The sequence below is a fragment of the Roseicyclus persicicus genome (assembly GCF_012395815.1).
Lineage (GTDB): Bacteria > Pseudomonadota > Alphaproteobacteria > Rhodobacterales > Rhodobacteraceae > Roseicyclus > Roseicyclus persicicus.
Map to the genome: position 1 here is coordinate 166877 of NZ_JAAZQQ010000006.1, position 26983 is coordinate 193859.

The window sequence follows — 26983 nt, forward strand, 5'->3', positions numbered from 1 at the left end:
ATTTTGGGAAAGATGAAGGGGGCTGGGCGGCGGCATGGCTGAGGACATCGACATCCGCGTCGAGGGGCGCGCGGGGCGGATCACGCTGCGGCGGCCGCAGGCGCTGAACGCGCTGAGCTACGACATGGTGCGCGCCATCGACGCGGCGCTGATCGGCTGGGCGGACGACGGCGCGGTGGCGCTGGTGGTGATCGACGCCGAGGGCGACCGCGCCTTCTGCGCCGGCGGCGACATCGCCGAGATGCACGCGACGGGGATGGCCGAGGATTACGCCTACGGGCGCCGGTTCTGGGCCGACGAATACCGGATGAACGCGCGGTTCTTCCATTTCCCCAAGCCCGTGGTCAGCCTGATGCAGGGCTTCACCATGGGGGGCGGCGTCGGCATCGGCTGCCACGCCTCGCACCGGGTGGTCTGCGAGACGAGCCAAATCGCCCTGCCCGAATGCGGGATCGGGCTGGTGCCCGACGTGGGCAGCACGCTGCTGCTGGCCCGCGCGCCGGGGCGGCTGGGCGAATACCTCGGCGTCACGGGGGCGCGCATGGGCCCGGGCGACGCGATCCTCGCGGAGTTCGCGGACTACTACATCCCGCGCGAGGCCTGGCCCGCGCTGGTGGCCGAGCTGTGCGAGACCGGCGACTGGGAGGCGGTGGACCGCGCGGCCGCGCCCGCGCCCGAGGCCCCGCTGGCCGCCGACCGGGCCGCGATCGACCGCCTGTTCGCGGGCGACACCCTCCGCGACGTGCTGAACCTGCTGACCATCGACGGGAGCGCGGTGGCCGAGGGCGCCCTGAAGCTCATGAACCGCAACAGCCCGCTGGCCGTCGCCTGCACGGTCGAGCTGGTCCACCGCGCCCGGCTGCGCGACACCATCGACGCGGCGCTGGAGCAGGAATACCGCTTTACCTACCGCGCGATGGAGAAGGGCGATTTCCTGGAAGGCATCCGGGCGGCGATCATCGACAAGGACCGGACGCCGCGCTGGCGCCACGCGGCGCTGGATGCCGTGCCCGCGACCGAGGTGGCGGCGATGCTGCTGCCGCTCGGCGCCGACGCACTGAAGCTCTGAGAAAGGGAGAGGGTCATGAGGATCGGGTTCATCGGTCTGGGCAACATGGGCGCGCCGATGGCCGCCAACCTCGTCAAGGCGGGCCACGCGGTGACGGGTTACGACGTGGCAGCCGCCGCGCCCGAGGGCGTGACGCGGGCCGACAGCGCGGCCGGGGCGGCGAAGGGCGCCGAGGTGGTCATCACCATGCTGCCGAACGGCGCGATCCTGAAACAGGTCGCGGCCGAGGTGATCCCGGCGATGGAGCCGGGCGCGGTCCTTCTCGACTGCTCCACCGTCGACGTGGCCAGCGCCCGCGAGGTGGCCGCGATGGCCGCGGGTGCGGGGCTCGGGTCGCTCGATGCGCCGGTGTCGGGGGGCGTGGGCGGGGCGGCGGCCGGCACGCTGACCTTCATGGTCGGCGGCACGCCCGAGGCCTTCGCCACCGCGAAACCCCTGTTCGACGCGATGGGCCGCAAGGCGGTGCATTGCGGGCCGGCGGGCAACGGGCAGGCCGCCAAGATCTGCAACAACATGATCCTCGGCGTCACCATGATCGCCACCTGCGAGGCCTTCGCGCTGGCCGACAAGCTGGGGCTGGACCGGCAGGCGATGTTCGACGTGGTCTCGACCTCGTCGGGGCAGAGCTGGTCGATGAACACCTACTGCCCCGCCCCCGGCGTCGGCCCGACCAGCCCCGCGGACAACGGCTACAGGCCCGGCTTCGCGGCGGAACTGATGCTCAAGGACCTGCGCCTCAGCCAGGCGGCGGCCGAGGGCGCCGACGCCGACACGCCGATGGGGGCGCTGGCGGCCGCGCTCTATGCCCGCTTCGTCGAGGAGGAGGACGGCCGCGGCCGGGACTTCTCGGCGATGCTGCCGAGATTCGAGGGCCGGGGACGGACAAGCTCCTAGCGGATCGAAAGATATTTTCCTTTGAGATGTTGCCGAATTGTGGCACCTTGTCGGGGACACTCCAAGATATGTCCGCACAAGGCCCGGCGGGGCGGCCCTCTTGCTCAGGTGCACCTCAGCCAACCCGCCGGGCCGCGGACATCTCGACGGGGTGCTTTTTTTTGCCCCCCATGATCCATGGCCCAGCCGGCGGCCCGATGACCGGGCCTGCGGCGTCCGTCAGCCCAGTTCGACGGTGATGCGGCGGTTCTGGCGGCCCTTCTTCTCGATCTTGCCGATGACGAGCTTCCCGATCTCGCCGGTGCGCTTGACGTGGGTGCCGCCGCAGGGCTGCAAGTCGATCTGACCCGCCCCCTCGCCGATGCGGATCAGCCGGATCCGGCCCGCCCCGCGCGGGGGCTGCACCGACATGGTCTTGACGAGGCCGGGGTTGGCGTCGAGTTCGGCCTCGGTGATCCAGTCCTCGGTCACGGGCAGGTCGCGGGTGACGAGCGCGTTCAGCCGCCCCTCCAGCACCGCCTTGTCCTCGGGGCTGTCGGGCATGTCGAAGTCGAGCCGGCCCTTGTCGGCGCCGATCGCCCCACCCGTCACCGGCAGCGGGATCACCACCGACAGGAGGTGCAGCGCGGTGTGCACGCGCATGTGGCCAAAGCGCCGGTCCCAGTCGAGGCGCTGGCCGACCTCGGCGCCGACGGGCGGCAGGATCGCGGGCTCGGCCGGCACCAGCACGATGGCCCCCGCCTCGCCCTTGACCGCGGTCGCCACGGGAATGCGCCCGCCGTCCCAGTCGAGCGTGCCGGAATCGCCCGGCTGGCCGCCGCCGCGGGCGTAGAAGATGGTCCGGTCCAGCACCAGCCCGCCCTCGGCGGTATGGGCCAGCACCCGGGCCTTGGCCGAGGTGCGGTAGGGGTCGGTCAGGAACAGGGGCTCGGTCGTCATGGTCCGTTGCCTTCCTCGCGCGGGGCCGGGGCGGTGTCGTCGCCGTCATCCTCGGCCTCGCCGGTGCCGTCAAGCACCCGCGGCCGCGGCGCCAGCGCCTCGGGGTTGCGCAGCCAGATGTCGCGCTGCGCGAAGGGGATCTCGATGCCCTCGGCCCTGAAGCGCTCGGCAATCTGGTGGTGCACCTCGGTCTTGACCTTCACCAGGTTGTTGATGTCGCGCAGGATCATGCGGATGCGGAAATCGAGGCTGTCGGCCCCGAAGCCCAGGAAATCCACCCCCGGCTCGGGGTAGCGGGCCACCTCGGGCTGGGCGCGGGCGATCTCGAGCAGGATCTGCTGCACCCGGCGCGTGTCGGTGCCGTAGGCCACGCCCACCGTGACGACCGCGCGGCCGATCGTCTTGCCGCGGGTCCAGTTCGTGACGGTCCCGGCGATCAGGTCGGCGTTCGGCACGATCACGTCGGTCTTGTCGAAGGTCTCGATCACGGTGGAGCGCACCGAGATCGACTTGACGATGCCCATGGTCGGGCCGACCTCGATCCAGTCGCCCTCGGAGATCGGACGCTCGATCAGCAGGATGATGCCCGAGACGAAGTTGTTGACCACGTTCTGCAGGCCGAAGCCGATGCCGACCGACAGCGCGCCCAGAACGACGCCGAGCGCCGTCAGGTCGATGCCCGCCGTGGTGATGGCGATGACCGCCGCGATGGCGATGCCGACATAGCCGATGCCCGACACCACCGCGTTGCGCGCGCCGAGGTCCAGCCGGGTGCGCGGCAGCACGGTGGAGCGGAGCGCGCCCTGAAGGAGCCGCGTGGCCAGCAGGCCGATGGTAAAGACGGCGATCACGGCCAGCAGGATCGCGGGCGTGATCCGGGTGCCGCCGAGGTCGAAGCCTTCGAAGAAGCGGCTGATGATTTCGGACAGCTGCTCGCTGCGCATCCCCCAGATCAGCGCCAGCACCGGCATCAGGCCAAAGACCAGCAGCAGGTTCACCATCACCGGCAGCAGCGCCTGCCCGGCCTCTTCCTGCGACTTGCCGGTGCCGAGCGCGTAGAGGTCGCGGATCGGCACCTGCAGCGCGACGATCAGGCCGAACAGGCCCAGCGTCAGCGCCGTGGGCGTCATCACCGCCTCGGCCAGGTTCAGGTAGCCGACCGCGGCCAGCGCGGGGCCGACCACGCCCACCACGCGCAGCGCCAGCCCGACGAAGCGCAGGGTTCGGCTGGCGAAGCTGCCGTCGCCGTCGCCCTCCTCCAGCGCGTCGAGCACGGCCTTGCGGTGCAGCCGCAGGAGCCGGGCGAGCCAGAGAAAGCTGAACGACATGCCGACATAGACCGGCAGCACGAACAGCCCGCGCGCGGCCAGCGGCACCACGTCCTGGGTGGCCACCGTCTCGGCGAAGGTGCCGAGGCCGAGGAACAGACCCACGAACAGCGAGCCGCGGCGGAAGGCCGGGCGCAGGGCCTCGGACACGCCGAAGGCCGCGGGCAGCTCGGGGTTGGCGGGAAACAGGCGCCCGCCCAGCCACAGCGCCAGGTAGATCGACACGAGGCCCGCGATCGACGCCTCGAGCAGCGCGATGCCGATCGCGCCTAGGATGTCGAGGTAGACGGTGGCCGCGCCGAACAGGACCAGCCCGCCGATCGGCAGCGCCACCTGCAGCAGCGAGATCAGGAACGCCAGCGCCCCGCGCCCGCGCCGTTCGGCCACCTGCAGCTGCATCCGTTCGGTCCAGCGCCCGACGATGAAGCGGCTGCGCAGGAGCAGGAGCAGCGCCACCAGCACCATGACGACGGCAAAGGGCGCCCGGTCCCAGGGGTTGTCCTCGGGGTCGCGCCCCGACTTGATGCCCGAGACCTCCCCGAGCAGCGTGACGGTCAGGTCGCGCAGGCCCACCGCGGCGGGCGGCCAGTTCAGCGGGTTCACCGGCGCGGGGTCGCGCTCGAACAGCTCGCGCGCCTGCCGTTCGGCCAGGATGGCGTCGACCTCGGCGATCAGCCCGTCGGCGCGGTTGAACGCCTCGGTCGCGGTCAGCCGGGGCACCTGCGCGTCGGCCAGCTGCTGGGTCAGCGCCGTCCGCCGCTCGGCGATCTGCGCGGGCTCGGTCGCGCCCTCGGCGGGCGGCGCCCCCAGCGCGTCGATCTGGGCCTGGATCGTGGCGATCCGCGTCGCGTTGGCGTTCTGCGCCGCGAGGAACCGCGCGCGCCAGTTCACCAGCGTCGCGCGCAGGTTGGTCAGGAAGGCGGTGGAGGCGGTCTGCGCCTCGATCAGGTTCTCGGCGCGGGTCGCGGCCTCTTCCCAGGCGGCGTAGTCGATCGGCCCCTGCTCCTCGGCGGCGGCCGGGGCGGCGGGGTCGGCGGCGTCGGTCTGGGCCAGCGCGGGCGCAAGCGGCGTCAGCGCAAGCCCGAGCACCAGGAGCAGGCGGGTCAGGAAGGGAAAGGTCATCAGTCTTGGAACACGTCCGGAATGTCGGCCGGTTCACGCACGAGCCAGGGCGGGACCGGAAGCCCCTTCTCGCGCAGGAACGCGGGGTTGAAGAGCTTGGACTGGTATCGCGTGCCGTAGTCGCACAGGATCGTCACGATGGTGTGCCCCGGCCCCATCTCGCGGGCCATGCGCACGGCGCCGGCCATGTTCACGCCCGACGAGCCGCCGAGGCACAGCCCCTCCTCGGCCAGGGTGTCGAACACGATCGGCAGCGCCTCGCTGTCGGGGATCTTGTAGCAGGCATCGGGGGTGAAGCCCTGCAGGTTGGCGGTGATCCGCCCCTGCCCGATGCCTTCGGTGATGCTGTCGCCGCCGGCCTCCTTGCCGGTGTAGAGCCTGTAGAGCCCCGAGCCCTCGGGGTCGGCCAGCCCGATCTTGACCCCCCTGTGCTGCAGCGCCATGCCGACGCCCGCCAGCGTGCCGCCCGAGCCGACCGCGCAGACGAAGCCGTCGACGCGGCCCCCGGTCTGGTCCCAGATCTCGGGGCCGGTCATCTCGATATGCGCCTGCCGGTTAGCCACGTTGTCGAACTGGTTCGCCCAGATCGCGCCGTTCGGCTCGGACTGGGCCAGCCGCTCGGCCAGCCGGCCGGAATAGCGGACGTAGTTGTTGGGGTTGGAATAGGGCGCGGCGGGCACCTGGATCAGCTCGGCGCCGGCCAGGCGGATCATGTCCTTCTTTTCCTGGCTCTGGGTCTCGGGCATCACGATCACGGTGCGGAACCCCATCGAGGCGCCGACCAGCGCCAGCCCGATGCCGGTGTTGCCGGCCGTGCCCTCGACGATGGTGCCGCCGGGGCGCAGCTGCCCCTTCGCCACCGCGTCGCGGATGATGTAGAGCGCGGCGCGGTCCTTGACCGACTGGCCGGGGTTCATGAACTCGGCCTTGCCCAGGATCTCGCAGCCCGTCTCCTCGCTGAGCCGGCGCAGCCGGATCAGGGGCGTGTTGCCGATGGCGGCGGCGAGATCGGAATGGATGGTCATGGCGCGGGGCCTTCCGGGCTGGCGTGGATCTGAGGCCCAAGGGATAGGCCCCCCCGCCCGAAACCTCAAGCCGAAGGCCGCAGCCGGTCCCGGTTCAGCATCAGCCACTGCATCGACACGACCAGCGGCGCGTTCGCCATGTCGCCGCGCTTTAGCATCTCCAGGGCCAGCGGCCAGTCGACGAGGTGGGACAGGATGTCCTCGCCCTCGTGGTCGTGCCCGCCGATCCCGGCGGCGTCGTCGGGCAGGTCGGCGATCCCGACATAGGAGGTCAGCACCTGCGCGATGCCGCCGGGGCTGGGGTAGTAGCGGGCGACGAAATGGAGGTCGCCGAGGTCCAGCCCCGCCTCCTCGACGGTTTCGCGGCGGGCGGCGGTCTCGGGCGCCTCGCCCGCGTCGATCATGCCGGCGACCGGCTCCAGCAGCCAGGGATGCGCGTCGCCATGGGCGTAGGCGCCGAGCCGGATCTGCTCGATCAGCAGGATCCGGTCGCGCACCGGGTCGTAGGGCAGCACGGTGACGGCGTCGGCGACGCGGAACACCGCGCGCTCCTGCACCGGCGACTGCGTGCCGTCGAACTGCGGGTGGCGGACGGCCAGCTCCTCGACCGTGAAGAAGCGGGAATAGGGGTGGCGGCGGGCGACCACCTCGACCGTGTCGCGGTGCGGCGTGCGGCCCACCAGCCCCGGTCGCGCCCAGGCGCCCGCCGAGACCTCGGCCTGCGCGCGGGCGCAGATCATCCAGTAGCGCCGGGCGATGTCATCGGCCGTGGCCCCCTCGGCGCGCTGGCGCATCACCTCCTGCGCGGCGAGGATGGTCAGCGCCGCCCAGTCCCGCGCCCAGGCGTCCAGCGACCAGGGGCCGTCGGGCGCGCCCGGCGCGCCATGGGGCCGCCACGCGTCCACCACCCGCGCCGCGCCGCGCATCTCGACGGTCACGGGCTGGCGGGTGTAGCCGAACACCGCCTCGTAGAAATCCAGCCGCGCCAGCGCCTCGCCGCTGGCCTCGATCAGCACGCCCTCGGCCCGCGCGCCGGGCGCGTCCTCCAGCATCGGCCAGGCCGCGCCCGCGACCTTCGCCACCCGCGCGCCCGGCATCGCGGCGGGGCGCACGGCCAGATCCGCCCCCGCGACGGCGCGCAGGAGCGGCCCATGGCACAGCGTGCCAAACAGGAAGATCTCGGTCATGAAAGGCCCCCGGGGGTGCGAGTCAGCGCCAGCGTCGCGCGGCACCTTCGCAGATCAACCCGCCGATGACACCCCCGACCAGCAGCACGCCCCAGACCGGGGCGATCAGCGACTGGAAGAAGTATTCGATGAACAGGTCCATCGCCGCGACCACCGCCTCGCCGAAGCCGTCGTAGCGCAGGCTCATGGACCGCTCGAACATGGTGCGCAGCGCGAACACGATCAGCCCCAGCGCCGCTATCTGGATGGAGGTGCGCAGCCCGTTCGCCACCGCCATCGACCGGCCCCGGCCCGCGTTGGCGCCGGCCACGCTCCAGCCCTGCCAGAGCCCGATCATCGCGATCGTCACCGGGAAGAAGGTCGCGGGCGTGCCTTCGGGCACCGTCGTCAGCACCTGCAGCGCCGCGGCCCAGCCAACCCCGAAGAACACCACCGCGCCGACCAGCCGTGCGGCGGTCGGCATCCGGTTCGAACTTCCACGGTTCTCTATGTGCGTCGGAAAGAACATGGGGCGAAGATCACCCCATGTTTCTGGCGGTTTTGTGGCCGAAGCGGGCAAGGCCCGTGGAAAATGCGCCTCAGCCCGGCCGCGTCACCGTGATCTGGGTCACGTCGGTGTTGCCGAAGTGGAAGGTCGCGGCGCAGGCGGTGAGGTAGAAGTTCCACATCCGCCGGAACCGGTCGTCGAAGCCGAGCCGGGCCACGTCGTCCCATTTCTCGTTGAAGGTCTCGTGCCAGCGCCGCAGCGTCTGGCTGTAGCTTTCCCCGAACTCGATGGAATGGGCGACCCGCAGCCCCGCGCGCTCCACCTCGGCGCGCAGCACCTTGGGTGCGGGCAGCATCCCGCCCGGGAAGATGTATTTCTGGATGAAATCGACGCCGCGCCGGTAGACGTGCCAGCGGCGGTCCTGCACCGTGATGATCTGCAGCGTCGCGTTCTTGCCGGGCTTGAGGTTGTCGCGCAGCGTGCGGAAATAGACCGGCCAGTATTTCTCCCCCACCGCCTCGAACATCTCGATCGACGCGATGCCGTCGTACTGCCCGCGCTCGTCGCGGTAGTCCTGCAGCTTGATCTCGACCCGGTCCGACAGGCCCGCGGCGGCGATCCGCGCCACGGCGTAGTCGTACTGTTCCTTCGAGATGGTCAGGCCGGTGACGCGCAGGCCCCGCTCCTTCGCGGCGTATTCGGCGAAGCCGCCCCAGCCGCAGCCGATCTCGAGGATGTGGTCGCCGGGCTGGGCGCCCATCTGGTCGACCATGCTCTCGTATTTCGCAATCTGCGCCGCCTCGAGGCTCTCCTGCCCGCTGCGGAACAGGGCCGAGGAATAGGTCATCGTGTCGTCGAGCCAGAGCCCGTAGAACTCGTTGCCGAGGTCGTAGTGGTAGGAGATGTTCTTGCGCGCCTGGCGCTTGGAATTCGACTGCCACCAGAAGCGCAGCTTCTCGTAGGTGCGCACGATCCCCATGCCGAGGAAGCCGTCGTAGACCTCCTCGTTGTCGGCGTGGACGAGGTCCATGAAGGCCTGCAGGTCGGGCGTCGACCACCAGCCGTCGAGATAGGCCTCGCAAAAGCCGAGGTCGCCCTCGCGGATCAGCCGGGCGAAGATGTCGGGGTTGTGGATGTGCAGCTCCGCCACCGGCCCCGGCCCGTGCCCCGCGGCGCGGAACACGCGCCCGTCCGGCAGCACCATGTCGAGGCGGCCGTGCTGCATCTTGTTGGCCGTGTCGAACACCGGCTGGAAATAACGGGGGAGATTGGCCTCTCCCTTCGTGGTTGTCCTGACGTCCATGTGGTCCCCTTGTCTGGCGCGCGATTTGGGCAGAAGCTGCAACGCAGCACAAGCCCCGATTGTTTCACCCAAGGTCAGAATCCCCGGGTCTCGTAGGCGTCCAGCGCCCGCCGCCGCCCCTCGGCCGCGTCGACCACGGGGGCCCGCGGGTAGGGGTCGCCCGCTGCCATGCCCCAGCCCCGCGGGATCGCGGCGAAGTAGCTGGTGGCGGTATCGGGCGGCCGCGACGACAGCTCGGCCACCCAGGCCCGGCGGTAGCGGCCCAGCGGGTCGAACTTCTCGGCCTGGGTCTCGGGGTTGAACACGCGGAAATAGGGCGTCGCGTCGGGCCCCGACCCCGCCGACCACTGCCAGCCCATGGCGTTCGAGGCCGGGTCCCAGTCCACCAGGCAGTCGGCGAACCAGTCCATCCCGATCTTCCAGTGCGTGAGCAGGTGCTTGGTCAGGTAGGACGCCACCAGCATCCGCGCCCGGTTGTGCATCCGCCCCGTCACGTACATCTCGCGCATCGCCGCGTCGACGATGGCCATGCCGGTGCGCCCGCGCTGCCAGGCCTGCACATGGGGGTGGTCCGCGTCGGTGTTCCAGGGGAACGCCTCCCACTCCTCACGCCAGTTGCGCGTGGTGATGTGCGGCGTGTGGTGGACGAGGTGATAGGCGAAGTCGCGCCAGATCAGCTCCTTGAGGAAGGTCTCGGCCCCGGCCTTGCCCTCCTCCATCGCCCGCATCCCGGCATGCCAGCAGGTCCGCGCCGAGATCTCGCCATGGGTCAGGTTCTCGGACAGGCCCGAGGTGCCGTCGACGTCCAGCCGGTCGCGGTCCTCGGCATAGGCGCCGATCCGGTTGACCACGAAGGCCCCCAGCCGCCCCTGCGCCCCGGCCTCGCCGATCACGCAATGGGGCCGCACCACATCCGCACCCCGGTCCATCGCCGCCCCGAGGCCCCAGCCGGCGATGTCGTCGCCGGGTGGCCACTGCTCCGGCGCCCTGAGCCGCGGCACCGCCAGCGGCGCGGCCACGTCGCGCCCGCGCACCGCCTTCCAGAACGGGGTGTAGACCTTGTAGAACCCGCCCGTCCCGGTCTCGACCGTCCAGGGCTCGTGCACCAGGTGCCCGGCATGGCTCACCGCCGCGATGCCGTCGGCCTTCAGCGCCGCCTTCACCGCCTCGTCGCGCCGCCGGCTGTCGGGATCGTAGAGCCGGTTCCAGTGCACCGCCGTCGCGCCCGTCTCGGCCACCAGCGCGCGGATCACCTCCAGAGCCGGCCCGCGCCGACACACCAGCCGGCTGCCGGCCTCGTCCAGCCGCGCCGCGAAGGCCTCGGCCCCCAGCCCCAGCCGCCACTTCGGCGCCGCGCCCAGCCCCTCCACCACCTCGTCGCAGACGAACACCGGGATCACCGGCGCCCCGCTGGCGCAGGCGGCGACAAGGGCGGGATTGTCCGACAGGCGGAAATCCCGGCGGGTCCAGTAGATCACGGGGGGCGTCATGGGCAGGTCAGCTCGCTGGTCGTCGTCGCGCTCTACCTAGGGCGCGAGACGACCGGTCAAGCACCCCTGCCCGCTTCATCTTTCCCCAAATACGCAGGCAACGGCGCAACCCGCGCCCCGCCGGGCCGCCGCGCCCCGTCGCCACCCGCGATTTTCGCGCCCCGCGAAAATCGCCCCCGGCGACGCCGAAGGCGGCGCAAACCCTCAGGCATACGACGCCGAAGGCGGCGCAAGCCCTCCGCCCGCCGCACGCGCCGCCGCTCAGAACGGCCCGTCCTCCAGCACCCCGTCTGCCGACATCTGCGCGTAGAGCAGCCCCTCGCGCAGCCCCCGGTCCGCCACCGTCAGCCGGTCCGTCGGCCAGGCCCGGAGCAGCGCCTGCAGGATCGCCGCCCCCGACATGATCAGCGTCTGCCGGTCGCGCCCGATCCGCGGGTCGCGGCGACGCCCCTCGGGGCCGAGCGCCAGGTACTGCGTGATCACCCGGTCGATCTGGTCGGAGGTCATCCTGAGGCCGTCCACCTTGTTGCGGTCGTAGCGCCGCAGCCCTAGGTGCGAGGCCGCCACCGTGGTGACGGTCCCCGAGGTGCCGATGATCTGGAACCCCTCCCGCGCCTGGTCGGCGGCGTCGTCGTAGGGCGAGAAGGCCGCGAGCTTCTCCTCGAAGAACCAGCTCATCAGCGCGAACCGCGCCCCGTCGTCGGCGACGTCGTCATACATGTCCTTCAGCGTCGCCACGCCCAGCGGGATCGAGATCCAGTCCACCACCTTGGCGCGCGGGAACACCGTGTCGGGGTGGTCGAAGCCCTGGTGCAGCCGCATGATCGCCCGCGGCCGCTCCAGCCGCGGCACCCGGCACAGGTCGATCCACACCAGCTCGGTCGAGCCGCCGCCGATGTCGACGACCAGCAACTGCTCGGTCTTGGCCGAGACCAGCGGCGCGCAGGACACCACGGCCAGGCGCGCCTCCTCCTCGGGCTGGATGATCTCCAGCTCCAGCCCGGTCTCGCGCTTGACCACGGCGATGAAGTCGCGCGCGTTGGTCGCCCGGCGGCAGGCCTCGGTGGCCACCAGCCGCATCCGGCTGACGTTGTGTTTCTCCAGCTTGCGCTGGCAGATCTTGAGCGCCCCCACCGCGCGCGCCATCGAGGCACGGCTGAGCCGGCCCGAGGCCTCCAGCCCCTGCCCCAGCTGGACGCTCTTGGAGAACGAATCCACGACATGCAGCTGGTTGCCCTTGGGCTGGGCGATCAGCATCCGGCAGGAATTGGTGCCGAGGTCGAGGGCGGCGTAGAGATCGGCCGGGTCGGGCCGGGAAGCGGGCGCGTCGCGCCGTTCGACAGGCGGGTCTGCGGCCGGCGCAAGGGGCACCACGTCGGCCACGGGTCTGGGGAACGGACCGGCGCCGCCCTTGCGCTTGCGCGACATGCGGGCCTCCGAAAATCATGTGTTGGTCGCAATGTAGCAAGGCCGGCCCGCCGTCACAATGGAGTTGGGTCCGGGCGCGCGAACGCGACTCAACATCTTCATGAGAATTTTGGGCCGCCCCGGCCCTCGCCCTTTCGGCCGCCGGCGGCTATCTCCCGACGGGCCGGGGTCGCTCCCGCCCCGGCTTGTGTCGAAAACGGAGCGCGCCGTGCCGCGGGCCTCGCCTATGGTGCGCGGCAACCGCAGGACGCTCGCCCGAGGAAGGACGCCGCCGATGCCCATCGTGACCCATGTCTTCTGGCGCGACATTCCCGCCCAGGTCATCGTGGGCAAGGGGCGTCGCGGGTCCAAGGCGGTGCTGCCCGAGCGCTTCGAGCAGGCCATCGACCGCTGCGCGATGAAGATCGGCGCCAAGGACCAGGACGCCTATCTGGCCGAGTGGCGCCGGGTCGAGGTCGGCGAGGTCGAGGGCGACCCCGACGCGCTCGCCGCGTCCGAGGCCGCCCGGCTCGAGGCCGCCTACGACCCCGACCGCATCCGCCGCCTGATCGAGGCCGACGGGTTCGACCGTTCCACCGACACAACCGCCGCCTGAGGCCATGGCCTCGATCTGGGAGACCGCGATGGCGCTTCTGAACTTCCGCAGCCGGGCCGCCGCCCCTGCCCCGTCCTCGCCCTCGCTCGAGGCGCTGCTGGCGGGCTATTCCATCGAGGTGATGCCGCGCACCGCCGAGAAGATCGCGGATTTCCGCGCGCTCCTGCCCGTCGGCACGCGGGTCTACATCGCCCATATCGACGGCACCGACTTCGCCGACATGCTGGCCACCGCCGTCCGCCTGCGCGCCGAGGGCTACGAGCCGATGCCGCATTTCCCCGCCCGCTCGATCCCCGACCGCGCCACGCTGGCCGACTGGGTCGCGCGCTACCGGGGCGAGGCGGGCGTGAAGCAGGGCCTGATCCTCGCCGGCGGCATCGCCGAGCCGCGGGGGGCGTTCCATTCCTCGATGCAGCTTCTGGACTCGGGCGTCTTCGACGGGTTCGAGCGGCTCCACGTCGCCGGCCACCCCGAGGGCAACCGCGACATCGACCCCAAGGGGGGCGAGGCCGAGGTGATGGCCGCGCTCAAGTGGAAGCAGGACTTCGCCAACCGCTCCGACGCGGCCTTCGCCATCGCGACCCAGTTCGCCTTCGAGGCCGGCCCGGTGCTCGACTGGGCCGACCGGCTGGCCGCGGCCGGAATCGCCATGCCCGTGCACCTGGGCATCGCGGGCCCCGCCAAGCTGCAGACGCTGATCAAGTTCGCCATCGCCTGCGGCGTCGGCCCGTCGCTGTCGGTGCTGCAGAAGCGCGCCCGCGACGTGTCGAAGCTGCTCCTGCCCTTCGAGCCGACCGAGATCCTGACCGCGCTCGCGCAGGCCAAGGCCGCAGGCCGCGGGCGGAACATCGAACGCATCCACTTCTTCCCGCTCGGCGGGATCACCGCCAACGCCACCTGGGCGACCGAGCACGGCGGCGCCCCGGCGCAGCCGGCCGCCGCCTCCTGAGAAAGAGCCCACGCCCCATGACCCGCACCGTCATCGAGTCCAAGACCCGCACCACGATCATCGGCTTCGACCAGCCTTTCTGCGTCATCGGCGAGCGGATCAACCCGACGGGCCGCAAGATCCTGAACGAGGAGCTGGAGCGCGGCGATTTCTCCCGCGTCGAGGCCGATGCCATCGCCCAGGTCGAGGCCGGCGCGACGGTGCTGGACGTGAACTCGGGCGCGGTGTTCTCCAACAAGATGGGCGAGGATCCGCGCTACGCCGACAACAACTTCGTCGAGCCGATGCTGATGCCGGAACTGATCCGCGTCGTGCAGGGCGTCACCGACTGCCCGCTGTGCATCGACTCGTCGGTGCCCGGCGCGCTGCAGGCGGGTCTCGAGGCGGCCGAGGGCCGGCCGCTGGTGAACTCCGTCACCGGCGAGGAGGAGCGGCTGGAGGTCGTCCTGCCGCTGGTCAAGAAATACAACGTGGCGGTGGTGGCGATCTCGAACGACGACACCGGCATTTCCGAGGACCCCGACGTGCGCTTCGCCGTGGCCAAGAAGATCGTGCAGCGCGCGGCCGACTACGGCATTCCGGCGCACGACATCGTGGTCGACCCGCTGGTGATGCCGATCGGCGCGATGGCGACGGCGGGCCACCAGGTGTTCACCCTCGTGCGCCGCCTGCGCGAGGAGCTGGGCGTGAACACCACCTGCGGGGCGTCGAACATCTCCTTCGGGCTGCCGAACCGGCACGGGATCAACAACGCCTTCCTGCCGATGGCCTTCGGCGCCGGCATGACCAGCGCGATCATGAACCCCGTCGCCCTGCCCGTGGGCCCCAAGGCGATCGCCGCCAAGCGGGCCGAGGTCGAGGCCGCGGGCATCGTCCTGCCGCCCGACATGGACGACGAGACCTTCGTGAAGCTATTCGGCATGGGCTCGACCCGTCCGCGGCCCGGCAAGGAGATGGAGGCGATCCGCGCCGCCAACTTCCTGCTGAACCAGGATGCCGGCGGTGCGGGCTGGATCCGCTTCAACAAGGATCCCGACGCCGAGGAACAAGGCGGCCGGGCCGGCGGGCGGCGGCGGCGGCGCGCGTGACAGCGGTTAACCGGGCATTTACCGGAGGCAGGTCAAGGTCGGGGCATGAGCATCATGTCCCGACCTCCCGCGCTTCTCGGCCAGGATTGGCTGGACCAGGTGTTCCACGCCAAGGCGGCGCAGACCGGCGGCGTTGTCCGGCGCAAGATCGTGGACGTGGAGCGCGAGATCGGGCGCGATGCGCTGGAACTTGCGGTGCGCCGGCGCGGTTTTCACCTGATCGAGTGCGACCGCGACTTCGTGATCATCTGCAGCGGCGCCCCCTTGCGCGTGATCTGCTGAGGCCCTCTTCGCAAAATCTTCTAGAAGATTTTGCCCGGGCCAATTTTTCTAGAAAAATTGGTGACTTCCAGCATGGCTGAGACCAACCCCCTCGTCATCTTCACCCCCTCGGGCAAGCGCGGCCGCTTCCCGGTTGGCACCCCCGTCCTGACCGCCGCCCGCCAGCTTGGCGTCGACCTCGACAGCGTCTGCGGCGGCCGCGGCATCTGCTCGAAATGCCAGGTGGCGCCATCCTACGGCGATTTCCCCAAACACGGGGTCACCGTCTGCGACGGCGCGCTCTCCGAATGGAACGCGGTCGAGGCGCGCTACGACCGCGTCCGCGGCCTCAAGCAGGGCCGCCGCCTCGGCTGCCAGGCCACCGTGCAGGGCGATGTCGTCATCGACGTGCCGCCCGAAAGCCAGGTCCACCGCCAGGTGGTGCGCAAGGCCGCCTCGGCCCGCCCAATCACCATGGACCCCGCCACCCGGCTGGTGCTGGTCGAGGTGACCGAGCCCGACATGCACGAGCCCTCGGGCGATTTCGAACGGGTGAAGGCCGCGCTCAAGGAGCAGTGGCAGATCGAGGGCGTCACCGCCCCCCTCACCGTTCTGCAGAAGCTGCAGCCGGCGCTGCGCAAGGGCCAGTGGCAGGTCAGCCTCGCGCTGCACCACCCCGCGAACAGCGACGACATCCGCATCCTCGACGTCTGGCCCGGGCTGCACGAGGGCGGCCTCTACGGCCTCGCCATCGACCTCGGCTCCACCACCATCGCGGCGCATCTCTGCGACCTGACCGATGGGCGCGTGCTCGCGTCCTCCGGCCTCATGAACCCCCAGATACGCTTCGGCGAGGACCTGATGAGCCGGGTCTCCTACGCCATGATGAACCCCGGCGGCGACGCCGAGATGACAGCCGCCGTGCAGGAGGCCATCGCGCGGCTCGCGACCGAGATCGCGGCCGAAGCCGGCATCGACCCGCGGCTGATCTACGAGACGGTGATCGTCTGCAACCCGGTGATGCACCACCTGCTCCTCGGCATCGACCCGGTCGAGCTCGGCCAGGCGCCCTTCGCGCTCGCCACCTCCGGCAGCCTCACGCTCGCGGCCCGCGACATCGGCCTCGACACCATCGCCCCCACGGCGCAGCTCTACCTCCTGCCCTGCATCGCGGGCCATGTCGGCGCGGATGCCGCCGCCGTCGCGCTGTCCGAGGAACCGGACAAGGCCGAGGACCTTACCCTGATCGTCGACGTCGGCACCAATGCCGAGATCCTGCTCGGCGACAGCCACGGCGTGCTTGCCTGTTCCTCGCCCACCGGCCCCGCCTTCGAGGGCGCGCAGATCAGCGCCGGCCAGCGCGCCGCCCCCGGCGCCATCGAGCGGATCGAGATCGACCCGGTGACCAAGGAGCCCCGCTTCCGCGTCATCGGCTGCGAGCTCTGGTCCGACGATCCCGGCTTCGCCGAGGCGACGAAGGACACCGGCGTCACCGGCATCTGCGGCTCGGGCATCATCGAGGCGGTGGCCGAGATGCGCATGGCGGGGCTTCTCGACGCATCGGGCCTGATCGGCGGGCCCGAGGCGACGGGCACCGCCCGCTGCGAACCCACGGGGCGCACCTTTGCCTATCTCGTTCATGACGCGACCGCCACGGGGGGGCCGCGCATCACCGTCACGCAGGGCGACATCCGGGCGATCCAGCTTGCGAAATCCGCGCTTTACGCCGGCGCGCGCCTGTTGATGGACAAGCGCGGCGTCGACCGGGTGGCGCGGGTGGTGCTGGCGGGTGCCTTTGGCGCCCATATCAGCCCGAAACACGCGATGGTGCTGGGCATGATCCCCGACGTGCCGCTCGACCGCGTCACCAGCGCGGGCAACGCCGCCGGCCACGGGGCGCGGATCGCGCTGTGCAACCGCGCCGCGCGGGAGCGGATCGAGCGCACCGTGCGCGACATCGAGAAGATCGAGACGGCGATCGAGCCCCGCTTCCAGGAGCATTTCGTCAACGCCAACGCCATCCCCCACGCGACCGACCCGTTCCCGGAACTGGCCAAGGTCGCGCCCCTGCCCCAGGTCGCCTTCGGCGCCTCGGGCAGCGCGCCGGGTGGCGGCGAGGACGGTGGCCGCCGACGGCGCCGCAGGGCCTGAGCCCCCTTGACGCGCCCCGAGACGCAGGTCTATCTCGGGGCTCTGACGCGGGTATGATGTAATGGTAGCCTGTCAGCTTCCCAAGCTGAACGCGCGGGTTCGATTCCCGCTACCCGCTCCAGCCTCCCCTCCGATCCGGCGCGCGAAGACAGGGTGAAAATACCCTGAAATCGTTTCCGTCTCGCCGCATTTCGGCCGCAGCCCACCGGCATTGTCAGAGATACCGAAACGGCGGGCTCCTCCCTCCCGCCCGTTTTTCCCTCCCTGACCCGACTTCGGGCCGCGCTCCACCCAAGGCGCGGCCCTTTTTCCGTCAGCGCCGCAGCCGCACCACCATCACCGGCACCAGCACGGTCAGCGCGATCAGGCGGAACACGTGGTGCGCCGCGACGAAGGCGGGCTCGAGCCCGGTCTCGACCGCCAGCGCCGCCATCACCTCGACGCCGCCCGGCGCGAAGGCCAGGAGCAGCGCCGCCGCCGGCAGCCCGACGATCCCGGCCGCGACCAGCGCGCCGGCGGCCGCCACCGCACAGGCCACCAGCGTGGTCACGAACCCGGCGAGAAAGGCCGCGCCCAGGCCCCGCCGGTCGATCCCGCTGAAGCGCGTGCCGATCAGCGTGCCCATGCCGATGAAGGCCACCGTCACCAGCCAGGGCGGGATCGCCCCCGGCGTCAGGTCCGCCCCGTGCCCCAGCGCCGACACCGCCATCGCCCCCAGGACCAGCGCCGCCGGAACCCGGAGCCGGTTCAGCACCAGCCCCAGCCCCAGGGCCAGCGGCACCGTCAGCACCAGGTGCAGGGGCGCGATCGGCCCGCGGTCGACGAGATAGCCCGTCCCCTCCACGCCCCAGAGCGCGATCAGCACCGGCACCAGCAGCGTCAGGAGCAGCACGCGCACCGTCTGCACCAGCGCCACGCGCGCCACGTCGGCCTCCAGTTCCGTCGACAGGCCCAGCACGTAGCTCAGGTGCCCCGGCGTCGCGGCCAGCAGCGCCGTCGTCCGGTCGTAGCGGAACAGCCGCTCCAGCGCCGCCATGGCGACCAGCATCACCGCCACCAGCGTCGCCACCAGCACCGCCAGCGACAGGGGCCAGGCCAGCGCGGTTGCGATCACCTCGGGCGTCACCGTGCTGCCGATGGTGATGCCGATCACCAGGAACACCGCGTCGCGCAGCATCGGCGGCATCGCCGTCCGCAGGCCCATGAGCGTCGCCGCCGACACCGCCGCCGCGGGCCCCGTCAGCACCGCGGCCGGAAAGCCGATCAGCCAGAACAGACCCGCCCCCGCCGCCCCGATGGCGAGCGTCGCAGGCACCTGCCGCCACGCGGGGTCAATCGCCATCATAGGTCCAGCGGTATCCCGGCGGCGTCGGGCCCTTGTTGCGCCCGCCCTGCTCCATCTGTTCCCAGGCATGGGCCAGCAGCCCCACCGACCGCGACAGCCCGAAGAACCCGCGCGCCAGCGGCGGCGGGCAGCCGAGCTCGGCGTAGATCACCGCCGTCGCCCCGTCGATGTTCATCGGCACCGGCTTGCCCCGCTCGGCGGCGAGGTGGCGCTCGATGGCGCGCCCGATCTCGGCATAGGCGCCGGGCACCGCGCCCTGCTCGGCCGCCGCGTCGACCAGCGCCAGAAGCCGCGGCGCGCGCGGGTCCACCGGCTTGTGGTAGCGGTGCCCGAAGCCCGGCAGGAAAGGCCCGTGCTCCGCCCGCCACGCGTCCAGCGCCGCGGCCAGCCCCTCGGGCCCCGCCCGCTCCACCGCGCGGTAGAGCGCCACCGCCTGCTCCCCCGCGCCGCCATGCACGTCGCCGAGCATGTTCAGCCCCGTCGCCATCGCCGCCTGCAGCCCCACCCCGCAGGTCGCCGCCATCCGCGCCGCGGCGATCGAGGGCGCCTGCGGCCCGTGGTCCACCGCCGCGACCAGCGCCGCTTCGAACAGCCGCGCCCGGTCGCCCGCGATCTCCTCGCCCATCACCATGAGCCAGATCATCTCGGCAAAGCCGGTCGTACCGATCAGCTCCTGCACCGGCCGCCCGCGCAGGTGGATGCGCCCCGGCTCCATGTCGATGATGCGGGTGCGCCACCAGTCGGCGACATCCTGTCCGTCGGTCAAATCACCCCCTCCGCCCGCAGCTCCGCGATCTCGGCCGCGCTGTAGCCCAGCCCCTCGAGGATCGCGTCGCCGTCCTGCCCCAGAAGCGGCGGTGGCCTGTCGACCGCGGGCCGCACCCCGTCGATCATCGGCCCGATCCGGGCCACGTCGATCGCCCGGCCCACCCCCGGCACATCCTCGAACCGGGCGAGAAAGCCGCGGCCCGCGACCTGCGGATGGGCCAGGATCTCGGGCACCGTCATCACCGCCCCCGCCGGCACGCCAAGGGCGGCCAGCTCGTCGGCCCAGTCGGCCGCGGGCCGCGTGGTCAGCACCGTCTCCAGCTCCGCGCGCAGCCGGTGGCGGTTGCGCTTGCGGTCCTCCCGCGTGGCGAAATCGGGGTGCGCCAGCAGGTCCTCCCGGCCCAGGTGACGGGCCAGCACCGCCCACTGCTCGTCCTTGTTCGCGGCGATGTTGATCGGCGCGTCGGCGCACTGGAAGGTACCCGAGGGCGCCGAGGTCGGGTTCTCGTTGCCCTGCGGGCCCGGGGTCACGCCCCCGATCAGGTGGTTCGACACCACCCAGCCCATGGTCGCCAGCACCGAATCAAGCATCGCCACGTCGAGGAACGCCCCCCGCGGGTTCGCGTTCAACGCTGCGCAGATCGCCATCGCCGCGGTCAAGCCGCCCACCGTGTCGGCCAGCGGGTAGCCCACGCGCAACGGCGCGCTGTCCGCATCCCCCGTGATCGCCATGACCCCGGCGGCCCCCTGCACGATCTGGTCATAGGCCGGCCGGTCGGCCCAGGGCCCGGTCTGCCCGAAGCCCGAGATCGCGCAATAGATCAGCCGCGGGTTCTCCTGCCGCAGCACGGCCGGCCCCAGCTCCAGCCGGTCCATCACGCCTGGGCGGAAGTTCTCCACCAGCACGTCCGCGCCCGCCAACAGCCGCCTCAGCACCGCCTTGCCGCGCGGGTCCTTGAGGTTCAGCGTGAGCGACCTCTTGCCGGCGTTCTGCGCCAGGAAGCTGATCCCCATGTCGCGCGCCGACAACTCCGGGTCCGACCCCAGCGCGCGGGCCAGGTCGCCGCGCCCGACGGCCTCCACCTTGATCACCTCGGCGCCCAGATGCGCCAGCTGGTGGCAGCAGAACGGGCCGGCCAGCACGTTGGTCAGGTCCAGCACCCGCACCCCCTTGAGCGGCGCCGCCGTCGCCCCCTCCGCCATGCCTCTCTCCCCGGTTTGTCGCGCAAACTCAACAGCATCGCTTGGGGGGTGGCAAGGGCCGGCGGATCGGGGCTTGCCGCGCAGCGCCGGCCACGGCAGGACAGGGGCCATGGACCTGCGTTACCACACCCCCCTCGACGCCCGCGCCTTGCGCGCCCTCGGCATCCCCGCGCCCTGGGGGTTCGGACTGGCCGACCGCGTCCGCTTCGGCGAGATCGACGCCCTCGGCCACGTCAACAACACCGCCTACCTGCGCTGGTTCGAAAGCTTCCGCCTGCCCTACCTGCAGGTGCGCCAGGTCACCGACTACGGCCCCGACAGCCCGCGGCTTGTCCTGAAACGCACCTCTTGCGACTACCTCGCCGAGATGTTCCAGGGCATGGATTACGTGGTGACGGGCCGCACGCGGGCCTTCCGCACCACCTCCTTCACGATGGAGTTCGCGGTCTGGCTGCCCGACCCCGCCGGGGCGCGCCAGACGGCGGCCGGCGAGGCGGTCATCGTGCTCCTGAACCGCGCGGGCCCCGGCCGCCACCCGATCCCCGAGGCCGGCCGCCGCGCCTTCACAGAGATCGACGGCGCCCTGCCCGAGACCGCCTGACCCTTCATCTTTCCCCAAATACGCCCTTCGGGGGCGACACCGCCACCCCGCGCGACGCCCGCCTGCCGCGCCTCAGCCGCCCCGGGCAAAGGCGACAAGCGCCAGCGTGGAGCCATCCTTCCCCGCGCCCGGGTCCTCGCCCGCAAGCACCGGCTCCAGCGCCTTGGCCAGCTCCTTGCCCAGTTCCACCCCCCACTGGTCGAAGCTGTTGATCCCCAGGATCACCCCCTCCACGAACACCCGGTGCTCGTAAAGCGCGATGATCTGGCCCAGCACATGCGGCGTCAGCCGGCGGTAGATCAGCGTGGTCGACGGCCGGTTGCCCGGGAACACCCGGTGCCGCGCCTGCCGCTCCAGCTCCGCCCCCTCCAGCCCCCTGGCCGCCATCAGGGCGCGCGCCTCGTCCAGGCTCCGCCCCCGCATCAGCGCCTCGGATTGCGCCAGGCAATTCGCCACCAGCAGCCGGTGGTGATGCGCCAGCTCCGGCTCGTGCCCCTCGGCGGCGACGAGGAATTCGCAGGGGATGACCCGCGTGCCCTGGTGGATCAGCTGGTAGAAGGCGTGCTGGCCGTTGGTCCCCGGCTCGCCCCAGACCACGGGGCCCGACTCGACGGGCAGGTCGCGCCCGTCCATCGCCACGCGCTTGCCGTTGCTCTCCATCTCCAGCTGCTGCAGGTAGGCCGGCAGCCGCGCCAGCCGCTGGTCGTACGGCAGCACCGCCCGCGTCGCGTGGCCCTGCCCCTGGTTGTGCCAGATCCCTACCAGCGCCAGCAGCACCGGAAGGTTGTCCGAAAGCGCCGCGCTGCGGAAATGGTCGTCCATCGCCCGCCCGCCGGCGAGGAACTCCTCAAAGCGCCCGGGCCCGATGGCCAGCATCAGCCCCAGGCCGATCGGCCCCCACATCGAATAGCGCCCGCCGACCCAGTCCTCGAAGCCGAAGACGCGGCTCGCGTCGATGCCGTAGGCGCCGGTCCGGTCCGTCGCGCTCGACAGCGCGGCGAACTGCGACGCGGGCTCGGCCACGGCCCGCGCCATCCAGTCCCGCGCCGTGTCGGCGTTGGTCATGGTCTCGATGGTGGTGAAGGTCTTCGACGCCACGATCACCAGGGTCCGTGTCGGATCAAGCCCTTGCAGCGTGTCGTGAATGTGCGCGCCGTCGACGTTCGACACGTAATGCACCCGCGGCCCGTCGTGGAACGGCGCCAGCGCCAGCGTCGCCATGGCCGGCCCGAGGTCCGAGCCGCCGATGCCGATGTTGACCACATCCGTGTAGGCTCCGCCCGCGCCCTTGATCTCGCCCGACCGCACCTTGTCGGCAAAATCCGCCATCCGCGCCCGCGTCGCCCTGACCCCCGGCAGCACGTCCTGCCCGTCGACCAGGATCGGCCCCGCCTCGGCCCGGAGCGCCGTGTGCAGCACCGCCCGCCCCTCGGTCTCGTTGATCTTGGCACCGCCGAACATCGCGTCGCGCCGCGCCTCGACCTCCGCCGCGCGGGCAAGATCCAGCAGCACGGCCATCGCGTCGTCGTCCAGCTGCGTCTTGGAAAAGTCGAACAGCATGTCGCCAAGCGACCGGGAATAGCGCCGTGCGCGCCCTTCGTCCTCGAACAGCCGGCCCATCGGCCGCCCCTCGACCCGCGCCGCCTGGCGCTTCAGCTCGCTCCACAGCCTGTCCATGACCCTCACTCCGCCCAATGCACCGTCGCCTGCCCCAGCACGCAGCGCACCGGCGCCTCGTGCACCGGCAGGTGCGCCGCCCGTTCGATCGCCGCCCGCTTCTCCGCGCCGGTGATCAGGATATGCGTGCTCATCGCCCCCGTCAGCACCGGTGCCGTCAGGGTGATCCGCGGCTCGCCCGCGCCCTCGGCCCGCATCGCCATCAGGGGCGGCGCGTCGGCCGCCAGCGCCGCCGCGAGGTTGTCGGCCCCCGGGAACAGGCTCGCCGTGTGCATGTCGGCGCCCATGCCGAGCAGCAGCACCGACAGCGGCAGGTGCGGCGCCAGCCCCTCGGCAAGCGCCCCGATCTTGTCCTCGGGGGCCGGCGCCTCGGCGTAAAGCGGGATCAACGTCGCCGCGGAAGCCTTTGAAACCAGGAGACGTTTCTTCAACAGCCCCGTGTTCGACCGCGGGCTGTCCTCGGGCACCCAGCGCTCGTCGTTCAGCACGACGGCGACGCGGTCCCAATCCAGCGCCTGCTCGGACAGCACGTCGAAGACCGGCCCCGGCGTCGTCCCCCCCGGCACCGACAGGCTGACCCGGTCGTGGTGGCGCAGCGCCTCGGCCAGCTCGCTCGCCAGCCGGTCGGCCAGCGCCAGCATCATCAGGTCGCGGTCGGGGTATTCGACCAGCTCCATCTCAGATCTCCCGCCAACGCCGGTCGTCCCGGTGCATCAGGATCGCCGCCTCCTCCGGCCCGGTGCTGCCCGGCGCGTAGGGCACCGGCTGGTCGGCGCGCCGCGTCCAGGCCTCGATGATCGGGTCGGTCCAGCCCCATGCCGCCTCGACCTCGTCGCCGCGCATGAACAGCGTCTGGTTGCCCCGGATCACGTCCATGATGAGGCGTTCGTAGGCGTCGGGCACATCCGTCGCCTCGGGCCCCAGCGCATCGGCAAAGGACATGTCCAGCGGCACGTCGATCAGCCGCATCCCCCCCGGCCCGGGTTCCTTGATCGTCACCCGCAGGTCGATCCCCTCGTCGGGCTGCAGCCGGATCGACAGCACGTTCGACCGGCTGCCGGCATCGGCGTCGAAGATCGAATGGGGCGTCTTCTTGAAATGCACCACGATCTCGGACTTGCGCGATTTCAACCGCTTGCCCGTCCGCAGGTAGAAGGGCGTGCCGTTCCAGCGCCAGTTGGCGATGTGCAGCTTCATGGCGATGAAGCTTTCGGTCAGGCTGTCCTCGTTCTCCACGTCCTGCAGGTAGGACGGGTGCTGCCCGGCCTTGTACTGCCCCCGCACGATGTGCTCGGGCGCGACCGGGTCGAGGGCGCGGATCACCTTGAGCTTCTCGTCGCGCACCGCGTTCGGCTCGAAATGGGCGGGCGGCTCCATCGCGGTCAGGCACAGGAGCTGCATCAGGTGGTTCTGCACCATGTCCCGCATCGCCCCGGACTTGTCGTAGTAGGCCCCGCGGCCGCCCACGCCCACCTCCTCGGCGACCGTGATCTGCACGTGGTCGACATATTGCGCGTTCCACAAGGGCTCGAACAGCGTGTTGCCGAAGCGCACCGCCATCAGGTTCTGGACCGTCTCCTTGCCGAGGTAATGGTCGATCCGGTAGATCTGCTGCTCGCGGAAATGCGCGGCCAGCGTCGCGTTCAGTTCGCGCGCCGAAGCAAGATCGCGCCCGAACGGCTTTTCCACAACGATTCTCGCATCATGCCGGGCGATGTTCAGGTTGTGCAGCCGCTCGGCCAGCGCCCCGAACAGGCTGGGCGCCACCGAGAAGTAGAAGGCCTGCACCATGCCCTCGCGCATCTCGGCGCGCAGCGCGTCCCAGCCGGCCGTGCCCGTCGCGTCGATCGGCACGTAGCGCAGCCGCTCGCAGAACGCCTTGAGCCCCGCCGGGTCGCGCTTTTCCGCAGGCAGGAAGGTCTCGATCGCCTCGGCGACCTGCTCGACCCAGGCGGCGCTGTCCTGCTCGGTGCGGGCGGCGCCGATGATGCGGGCCTCGGGCGGCATCTGCCCGTCGCAGAACCGCCGGTAGAGCCCCGGCAGGATCTTGCGCCGCGCAAGGTCGCCCGTGGCGCCGAAGATGACGAGGTCGAACGGGTCGACCGGAATGACACGCGAGACCATGGCCCTGAATTCCCGATCCGGTTTGCGGAGCCTGTTAGCGCTAACAGGTTCCTCTGGTCCGGCATTTACACCCTGCCCACGCGCGAGTCTAGCAGATGCCCCGCCTGCGGCAACCGGGCGCCCCCGCGGGGCGGCGCGTTACTTCTGCATCGCGCAGAGCAGCTCGAACATCACCGACGCGCCCAGCCACGCCGTGATCCCGCCCGTGTCGAAGGGCGGCGACACCTCCACCAGGTCCGCCCCGATGATGTCGAGCCCGCGCAGGCTGCGCACGCACCGGATCGCGTCGAAACTCGTCGGTCCACCCACCTCGGGCGTCCCCGTCCCCGGCGCATAGGCCGGATCGACGAAATCGATGTCGAAGCTGACATAGGTCGGCCCGTCCCCCACGACGGCCCGGGCGATCTCCATCACGGCGGTCCAGCCCAGCTCCATGCACTCCTCGATCGGCACGATCCGCACGCCCTTGTCCCAGCCATACTGGAAATCGGCGTTGTTGTAGGAGGTCCCCCGCATCCCCACCATCACGCAGCGGGCGGGGTCGAGGCAGCCCTCCTCGATCCCCTGCCGGAACGGGTTGCCGTGGGTCAGGGTCTGGCCCCCGAAATACGGCGGGTAGAGGTCGGTGTGGCTGTCCAGGAGCACGAGGCCGAACGGCTCCCCCCGCGCCGCCCGCAGCTCCCGCAGCACCGTCAGGGTGCACAGGTGATCGCCCCCCACCATGAAGGGCCGGATCCCCTGCCCCAGCACCCCGCGGATGAACGCCTGCGCGTTCCCCAACGCCTCGTCCTGGTCCACCGGGCTCATCGCCACGTCGCCCAGGTCGGCGATCCGCGCGGCGCGGAACGGCTCCTGCCCGGTCGCCCGGTTGCGCTCGCGGATCATGGTCGAGGCATCGCGCAAGGCCCGCGGCCCGTGGCGCGCCCCCGGCCGGTTCGAGGTCGCCCCGTCCCAGGGCAGCCCGAAGATCCCGATCTCCACCTCCCCCCGCCGCGGGTGATCGGGCGGCAGGTAGGGCAGCCGCATGAAGCTCGGCACGCCGGCATAGCGCGGCAGGTCGGTGCCCGAGGGCGGCTGGAAGAACGGGTCGGACATGAAGGCTGGCTCCGGGCAAGGTCTCTGGCCGCGACGCTAGCCGGCCCGGCGCCCCCTGTCACCCACCCTGCCCTTCATCTTTCCCCAAATACGCAAGCCCCGACAGCCACGAGCCACCCCGCCCGGGCCATCGCAGCCCGGTCGCGGCGACGCGGGGCCGGCAGGCCCGAGGAGCGGCGGCTCAGGCCTCCAGCTCGCTGTCCCAGTAGAGATAATCGAGCCAGCTGTCGTGCAGGTAGTTCGGCGGGAACTTGCGGCCCACGTTGCGCAGCTCCTCCGCCCCCGGCCGCCGCGGCGGCTTGCGCAGGCTCAGCCCCGACTGCCGCAGGCTCTTGGACCCCTTGCGCAGGTTGCAGCCCGAACAGGCCGCCACCACGTTCTCCCAGCTGGTCACGCCGCCGCGCGCCCGCGGCACGACGTGGTCGAAGGTCAGGTCCCCCTTCGCCCCGCAGTACTGGCACGAGAACTCGTCGCGCAGGAACAGGTTGAACCGGGTGAAGGCCACCCGCTTCTGCGGCTTCACGAAATCCTTCAGCACCACCACCGAGGGGATGCGGATCGACGTGGACGGCGAGCGCACCACCTCGTCGTATTCCGCCACGATCTGCACCCGGTCGAGCCAGGCGGCCTTCACCGCCTCCTGCCAGGGCCAGAGCGACAGGGGATAGTAGCTCAGCGGCCGGTAATCCGCGTTCAGCACCAGCGCCGGATGGGACTTCAGCGCCCCCGGCTCCCGCACGAACTGCGTCCTGAACTCGATCTCCGTCGCGCCATCCATGCCGAGACTCCGTTCCCGCCCTGTCTGCCCCGTTTCCTGGCACCAGAGCGGGAGCCCCCGCTCCAGCATGACATCA

General features: G+C 71.3%; 24 protein-coding genes and 1 tRNA gene. 9 read left to right on the forward strand and 16 right to left on the reverse strand.

Going from position 1 to position 26983, the window contains the following annotated elements; genetic code table 11:
- The first annotated feature begins 34 nt into the window (after positions 1-34).
- Positions 35-1069, forward strand: coding sequence for an enoyl-CoA hydratase/isomerase family protein (locus tag HCU73_RS16190; protein ID WP_168624519.1), 1035 nt, complete (start codon positions 35-37; stop codon positions 1067-1069).
- Positions 1070-1084: 15 nt separating this feature from the next.
- Complete coding sequence (gene mmsB, locus HCU73_RS16195) at positions 1085-1963, forward strand: 3-hydroxyisobutyrate dehydrogenase (RefSeq protein WP_168624520.1); 879 nt, start codon at positions 1085-1087, stop codon at positions 1961-1963.
- 219 nt (positions 1964-2182) lie between these two features.
- Here mmsB and HCU73_RS16200 read toward each other — a convergent pair whose 3' ends face one another.
- The 8 genes from HCU73_RS16200 to HCU73_RS16235 form a co-directional block, all read right to left on the reverse strand.
- Positions 2183-2902, reverse strand: coding sequence for an alanyl-tRNA editing protein (locus tag HCU73_RS16200; protein ID WP_168624521.1), 720 nt, complete (start codon positions 2900-2902; stop codon positions 2183-2185).
- On the reverse strand, positions 2899-5352 hold the full coding sequence (locus HCU73_RS16205; protein ID WP_168624522.1) for a DUF3772 domain-containing protein: 2454 nt from the start codon (positions 5350-5352) through the stop codon (positions 2899-2901). Before HCU73_RS16205 ends, HCU73_RS16200 begins: the two co-directional genes overlap by 4 nt.
- A complete protein-coding gene (locus HCU73_RS16210) occupies positions 5352-6377 on the reverse strand; it encodes a cysteine synthase A (protein ID WP_168624523.1) in 1026 nt (341 codons plus the stop codon). The genes HCU73_RS16205 and HCU73_RS16210 overlap by 1 nt, the downstream gene beginning before the upstream one ends.
- 65 nt (positions 6378-6442) lie before the next feature.
- Entirely contained in the window at positions 6443-7564 is a 1122-nt protein-coding gene (locus HCU73_RS16215; RefSeq protein ID WP_168624524.1) for an NUDIX domain-containing protein, read from the reverse strand.
- Between the two features lie 22 nt (positions 7565-7586).
- On the reverse strand, positions 7587-8027 hold the full coding sequence (locus HCU73_RS16220; protein WP_168624525.1) for a TrgA family protein: 441 nt from the start codon (positions 8025-8027) through the stop codon (positions 7587-7589).
- 115 nt (positions 8028-8142) lie between these two features.
- Complete coding sequence (locus tag HCU73_RS16225) at positions 8143-9354, reverse strand: SAM-dependent methyltransferase (protein ID WP_168624526.1); 1212 nt, start codon at positions 9352-9354, stop codon at positions 8143-8145.
- A 74-nt stretch (positions 9355-9428) separates the two neighbouring features.
- Positions 9429-10844: a cryptochrome/photolyase family protein gene (locus tag HCU73_RS16230; RefSeq protein ID WP_168624527.1), complete on the reverse strand. Its 1416-nt coding sequence runs from the start codon at positions 10842-10844 to the stop codon at positions 9429-9431.
- Between the two features lie 261 nt (positions 10845-11105).
- Complete coding sequence (locus HCU73_RS16235; RefSeq protein ID WP_168624528.1) at positions 11106-12272, reverse strand: Ppx/GppA phosphatase family protein; 1167 nt, start codon at positions 12270-12272, stop codon at positions 11106-11108.
- Between the two features lie 274 nt (positions 12273-12546).
- Between HCU73_RS16235 and HCU73_RS16240 the strand changes: the two genes are divergently transcribed.
- From HCU73_RS16240 to HCU73_RS16265, 6 genes are all read left to right on the forward strand, one after another.
- A complete protein-coding gene (locus HCU73_RS16240) occupies positions 12547-12867 on the forward strand; it encodes a virulence factor (RefSeq protein WP_168624529.1) in 321 nt (106 codons plus the stop codon).
- A 28-nt stretch (positions 12868-12895) separates the two neighbouring features.
- On the forward strand, positions 12896-13816 hold the full coding sequence (locus HCU73_RS16245; protein WP_168624666.1) for a methylenetetrahydrofolate reductase: 921 nt from the start codon (positions 12896-12898) through the stop codon (positions 13814-13816).
- Between the two features lie 17 nt (positions 13817-13833).
- Positions 13834-14904 carry a methyltetrahydrofolate cobalamin methyltransferase gene (locus HCU73_RS16250; RefSeq protein WP_168624530.1) on the forward strand — a complete coding sequence of 357 codons (1071 nt, stop codon included), beginning with the start codon at positions 13834-13836 and terminating at the stop codon, positions 14902-14904.
- Positions 14905-14958: 54 nt separating this feature from the next.
- On the forward strand, positions 14959-15186 hold the full coding sequence (locus tag HCU73_RS16255) for an N-(5'-phosphoribosyl)anthranilate isomerase (protein WP_168624531.1): 228 nt from the start codon (positions 14959-14961) through the stop codon (positions 15184-15186).
- A gap of 72 nt (positions 15187-15258) precedes the next feature.
- Positions 15259-17316 (forward strand): ASKHA domain-containing protein, encoded by a 2058-nt coding sequence (locus HCU73_RS16260; RefSeq protein WP_168624532.1) that lies wholly within the window; start codon positions 15259-15261, stop codon positions 17314-17316.
- 47 nt (positions 17317-17363) lie between these two features.
- Positions 17364-17437 (forward strand) — tRNA-Gly (locus HCU73_RS16265).
- Between the two features lie 192 nt (positions 17438-17629).
- Here HCU73_RS16265 and HCU73_RS16270 read toward each other — a convergent pair.
- Genes HCU73_RS16270 through HCU73_RS16280 form a run of 3 tightly spaced genes read right to left on the reverse strand, consistent with a single transcriptional unit; the run spans position 17630 to position 20632 of the window.
- The gene (locus HCU73_RS16270) at positions 17630-18658 is read right to left on the reverse strand and encodes an AbrB family transcriptional regulator (protein WP_168624533.1); all 1029 of its coding nucleotides are present in this window, start codon (positions 18656-18658) and stop codon (positions 17630-17632) included.
- The gene (locus HCU73_RS16275; RefSeq protein ID WP_168624534.1) at positions 18648-19427 is read right to left on the reverse strand and encodes a citryl-CoA lyase; all 780 of its coding nucleotides are present in this window, start codon (positions 19425-19427) and stop codon (positions 18648-18650) included. Before HCU73_RS16275 ends, HCU73_RS16270 begins: the two co-directional genes overlap by 11 nt.
- Positions 19424-20632: a CaiB/BaiF CoA transferase family protein gene (locus tag HCU73_RS16280; protein ID WP_168624535.1), complete on the reverse strand. Its 1209-nt coding sequence runs from the start codon at positions 20630-20632 to the stop codon at positions 19424-19426. Before HCU73_RS16280 ends, HCU73_RS16275 begins: the two co-directional genes overlap by 4 nt.
- Positions 20633-20741: 109 nt before the next feature.
- On the opposite strand from HCU73_RS16280, the gene HCU73_RS16285 reads away from it, so the two are divergent.
- Positions 20742-21233 carry an acyl-CoA thioesterase gene (locus HCU73_RS16285; RefSeq protein WP_168624536.1) on the forward strand — a complete coding sequence of 164 codons (492 nt, stop codon included), beginning with the start codon at positions 20742-20744 and terminating at the stop codon, positions 21231-21233.
- A 72-nt stretch (positions 21234-21305) separates the two neighbouring features.
- On the opposite strand, the gene pgi is transcribed toward HCU73_RS16285, so the two are convergent.
- The 5 genes from pgi to HCU73_RS16310 form a co-directional block, all read right to left on the reverse strand.
- The gene (pgi, locus tag HCU73_RS16290) at positions 21306-22910 is read right to left on the reverse strand and encodes a glucose-6-phosphate isomerase (protein WP_168624537.1); all 1605 of its coding nucleotides are present in this window, start codon (positions 22908-22910) and stop codon (positions 21306-21308) included.
- Between the two features lie 5 nt (positions 22911-22915).
- Positions 22916-23587 carry a 6-phosphogluconolactonase gene (gene pgl / locus HCU73_RS16295; protein ID WP_168624538.1) on the reverse strand — a complete coding sequence of 224 codons (672 nt, stop codon included), beginning with the start codon at positions 23585-23587 and terminating at the stop codon, positions 22916-22918.
- 1 nt (position 23588) lies between these two features.
- Positions 23589-25034 (reverse strand): glucose-6-phosphate dehydrogenase, encoded by a 1446-nt coding sequence (gene zwf / locus HCU73_RS16300; protein WP_168624539.1) that lies wholly within the window; start codon positions 25032-25034, stop codon positions 23589-23591.
- 138 nt (positions 25035-25172) lie between these two features.
- Positions 25173-26129 (reverse strand): agmatinase, encoded by a 957-nt coding sequence (locus HCU73_RS16305; protein WP_168624540.1) that lies wholly within the window; start codon positions 26127-26129, stop codon positions 25173-25175.
- A 181-nt stretch (positions 26130-26310) separates the two neighbouring features.
- A complete protein-coding gene (locus HCU73_RS16310) occupies positions 26311-26907 on the reverse strand; it encodes an HNH endonuclease (RefSeq protein ID WP_168624541.1) in 597 nt (198 codons plus the stop codon).
- Positions 26908-26983 lie beyond the last annotated feature (76 nt).